The sequence below is a fragment of the Novosphingobium sp. B-7 genome (assembly GCF_000410615.1).
Lineage (GTDB): Bacteria > Pseudomonadota > Alphaproteobacteria > Sphingomonadales > Sphingomonadaceae > Novosphingobium > Novosphingobium capsulatum.
Map to the genome: position 1 here is coordinate 456 of NZ_KE148457.1, position 4,167 is coordinate 4,622.

Here is a 4,167-nt window from a genome sequence, read left to right on the forward strand (position 1 = left end):
ACGCTGATGGGCATGCCCATGGCCGATGGCCTGTATGCCCGCGCCGCGATCTTCAGCGGCGGCGGCCAGACCGTGCACACCTTGGCCGAAGCGCAGGAATTTGCCCGCCTGTTCGTGGCCAAGCTGGGCGGTGCGGATCGCCTGCTTTCCGCCACGACCGACCAGTTGCTAGCCGCGCAGGCCGCGGCGCGATCGGCCTGGCCGCGTAACTTCCCGTTCCGCCCGGTGGTCGATGGCCAGGCGCTGCCGCTGGTGCCGCTCGCGCGTCTGCGCGCCGGCAAGGCACCGCGCGTGCCGCTGCTGATCGGCAGCAATGCCGATGAAAGCCGCCTGTTCCTCAACGCCGAACAGGCCGCCGGGCCGATCCAGCCCCAGGCGCTGTCCAATGCCACGGTCGCAGAGATGGTGGCGCGCGACGCCGCCTATGCCCAGGCCTTTCCCGATCTTTCCACGGCAGAGCGCCACTGGCGCCTGATCACGGCCGAGGAATACGGCATGCCGTGCCTGCGCCTGGCGCTGGCCCATGCCCAGAGCGGCGCGCCAGTGTGGCGCTATCGCCTGGCGTTTCCGGCGCCGGGTGGACCGTTCAAGGGCCACAGCCCCCACGTGCTCGATCTGCCGTTCACGTTCGATCACCTGACATCGCCGGGCATGGCGCAGTTCTTTGGCCTTTCGGCCGCCGAGCAGCCGCTCGCCGATGGCATGCACGGGGCGATGGTGCGCTTTGTGCAGGGAGAGGCACCGGCCGGTCCAGGGCTTCCCGCCTGGCACGGCTATGACGCCAGGGCACATGCCACCATGATGCTGGACCAGGTGCCGGCCCTGGTGAGCGATCCCGATGGCGTGGAACGGAAAATCTGGGGGGAATAATACCAACCTGCAGCGCCGCGATGGCGCTGCAGGGGCCTTGACTGGATAATGGCTCAGAAGTTCATGGCAAGGTTGAGGCCGAACGATCGCACCGAATCCAGCCCGAACTGCTGGGTATAGGATAGCTTCGGCGTCGCCTGCCCGCGCGCGTTGCGGGCGTTGGAATCGCCCGAATCGACGCCGATCGAGGTCGGGTTGATCGCGTTCGTGCAGTTCTTGCAGAACACCGAGATTTCCACGCGGTTGGACAGCTTCGCACCGATGCTGGCACCGAATACGTCGATCGGGCCGACAGTGGCGCCGGGCGCCTGGTTGACGGTGTAGTTGATCGACGAGCGGTGATACCAGTTGCCCTGGATGAACGGCTTGACCGTTCCTTCCAGCGGCACTTCATAGCGCGCCAGCATGCTGGAGGTGAAGCGCGGCGCGGCCGGCAAGGTCAGGCCTGATGCATTGAAGGTGGACTGGGTGGCAGAGCACCCATAGGTCGTTTGCGTGGGATAGCATTGCGCCCCGGGAAAGCTGTCGAACTTGGAAGACAGCAGCGAGGCCGAACTCGTCAGCGTGAAGCCGGTGAACGGCGCCACGATGACCATGGCCTCGATCCCCTTCGAGGTGACGCTGGCGGCGTTCTGCACCTGGAAGGTCGCCAGGGTGGCGTCGAACGACTGCACCTGGAAATCGTCGAACTTGGTGTGGAACGCCGACAGGTTGACTGTCAGCTTGCGGTTGAAGAAGCTGGATTTCACACCGATTTCGGCCGTGCGCGAGGTTTCCGGGCGCACCACCACATTGGCGGTCGCGGTGGGGAACGTATCGTTGAAGCCCGGCCCCTTGTAGCCGCGACCATAGAAACCATAGACCATGATCGTGGGCGTCGCCTGGAACTGCGCCCCGGCCTTCCAGCTGAAATCGGTGTTGGCGTAGCTGGACGAGAATACGCCACGCGGGCCGCCCAGCGCCTGGAAATAGTTCAGCTGGTTCTGCGACAGGACCAGGTCGATTTTGTCGTGCGTGACGCGGCCACCGGCGATCAGTTGCAGCCCATCGACCACCTTGTAGGTCAACTGGCCGAAGCCGGCATAGCTTTGCGTGTTCTGCACATAGTTGCGATCGCTGCCCAGCTGCGCCACGTTGGACCGCGAACACGTCGGCGGGTTGGCGCCGGGAACGGCAACCGCACCCACGCAGAAGGGATAGCCGCGCACGGCAGCGTCCGGCAGGTAGCTGTTGCCGGCCAGTTGGCGCGCCAGATCGAGCTTCGACTTGAACCAATAGAGACCGACCTGGCCGCTCAAGCGGTTCTCGGCCGGAAGCGCCACGCGCAATTCGTTGGAATATTGGTCATAGCGCGATTGCGAGGCATTGGTGTTCAAGCCGTTGCCGGGCAGGTAATCGCCGTCAACCGCCTGGTTCTGGGTATAGAACCGCCAGGCAAACAGATTGCTGATCTCGATGCCCGAAGCCATGCGATACGACAGCTGGCCCTGTGCGCCGCCGGTCTTGATGTCGCGGAACTGGCTGGCTTCGCCCCCGAACAGGAAATTGCGGCTGCCCGGCGTGATCCCGACAGAGTTGAGCGACGGCAGGTTGACGCTGGCTACGTCGACCTGGCGATAAGTGTTGTCGAAGATCCCGGCGATGCCGTGGTTTTCGTTGTAATCGCCAATGGCATAGAACGAGAGCTGGTCGGTCAGCTCGGCCAGGTACTTGCCCTTGAAGGAAAAGCTGGTGGCATTGAGATCGTGCCGCGAGCCGGGCGCATAGGCGCCGACATGGGTGGTGGCCGGCTCCTGATAGGAATAAAGGCCGCTCAACCGCAGCGCCGAATTGGCGGTCACCGGGATGTTCAGCGTCTCGCGCGCGATAACGCCAAAGGCATTGCCCGATTCAGAGGGCTTGTCGCGGCTGAGCAGTTCGAGGTTGGCCGAGCTGGAATAGTCACCCAGCTTGGGCCGCGCGGTGACGATGTTGAGCAGGCCGGCCGAGGCATTCTTGCCGAACAGCAGGCCTTGCGGCCCGTTGAGCACTTCGACGCGCGCCAGATCGTTGAGCAGCGGGCTGTTGAGCACGGGGCGGCCCAGGTTCACGTCGTCGATGGCGATGGCCACGCTGCTGTCGATCGTGCCGGCAAAGGCCAGCGTGCCGATGCCGCGCACGGCAAAGGAATTGTCCACGCCCACCTGCAGCGAGGGCGCAGCGCGGGCAATCTGGGTCAGATCGTTGAGGTTCTGCGACGCCAGCGCATCCTTGGTCAGCGCCATAACGCTGACCGGCACGCGCTGCAGGCTTTCGCTGCGGCGCTGCGCGGTAACGATGATCTCGCCGTTCTGCACGGCATCGCCACCTGCGTCAGCAGCGCCCGCGGCCTGGGCCAGGGCAGCTGGTGCGGCCAGCATCGATGCCGACAGCGAAGCCGCGATGGTAAGTGTGCGCACAGGTTCCTCCCTCATTCATTTGGCCACACATTTTGGCCTTACCAATATCCTTGGCTTGGTTTTAGGAAGAACGGAAATCAATTCATTTTATCGTTATTCATCTGTTTCATGCATGCAAAGGCGTCAAAGTCGGCGTTGCCACGCCGCAGTCAAAGCCGAATATGTGGCGAGAATGCAGCATATGCCGCGCGCGATCGGGCAAGACGCCGTGTTGCGCCCACCATCTGGCTTAACAGAGCAGCAAAACAGGTCAGGCAGCTGGCAATACCAATTTGGCATGCGTGTGTCGCTCCGGCGCCAAGAGTGCGTGCATCGCGCCGCTGGCATTGACCACGCGGTGGCGGGCGTAGGCGTTGTGGTTGGCCTCCACGCTGGCAAGATCGTAGAGGTAGTTGACCATCAGCCCCAGCGATTGCTTCATCCCGCGCGGGCTGGTGTCGGCCAGCCAGCACAGCCGCTCTAACCGCGCGCCATTGCCGACATGGAAACGCGCCACCGGATCGCGCAGCCGCCCGCGCCCATCGCGCTCGGCCAGCAGATAGCGCGCGCCCAGCCGCATCAGCGCGTGGCGGCGGGGATCATCCCCTGCCCAGCCGGCATCGGGCGCGCCTTGTGCCAGGGCCTGCCCGGCCGCCGCATCGCCCTTGGCCGCCGCATCCCGCAGCCAGCGGGCAAAGCCGGGGATCGGCGAAAGCGTCACATAGCTTTCCAGGCCGGGAAATTCGGCGCCGAGATCCTCGACCACCTGCTTGATCAGGAACTGGCCAAAGCTGATCCCGGCCAGGCCCGCCTGGCAGTTGGATATCGAATAGAACACCGCCACGCGCGCGGCCTGCGGATCGAGCACGGCGCGGTCTTG

3 protein-coding genes are annotated in these 4,167 nt (G+C 64.4%); 1 reads left to right on the top strand and 2 read right to left on the bottom strand.

Features of this window, described 5'->3' with window-relative positions; genetic code table 11:
• Positions 1 to 870, top strand: an 870-nt coding sequence (locus H926_RS0120230; protein WP_022677897.1) for a carboxylesterase family protein, incomplete at its 5' end; no start/stop codon positions are given.
• Positions 871 to 923: 53 nt separating this feature from the next.
• On the opposite strand, the gene H926_RS0120235 is transcribed toward H926_RS0120230, so the two are convergent.
• Positions 924 to 3,308, bottom strand: a complete 2,385-nt coding sequence (locus tag H926_RS0120235; protein ID WP_022677898.1) for a TonB-dependent receptor — start codon at positions 3,306 to 3,308, stop codon at positions 924 to 926.
• Positions 3,309 to 3,558: 250 nt separating this feature from the next.
• On the bottom strand, positions 3,559 to 4,167 hold a 609-nt coding region (locus H926_RS33715; protein WP_022677899.1), incomplete at its 5' end, for a malonyl-CoA decarboxylase domain-containing protein.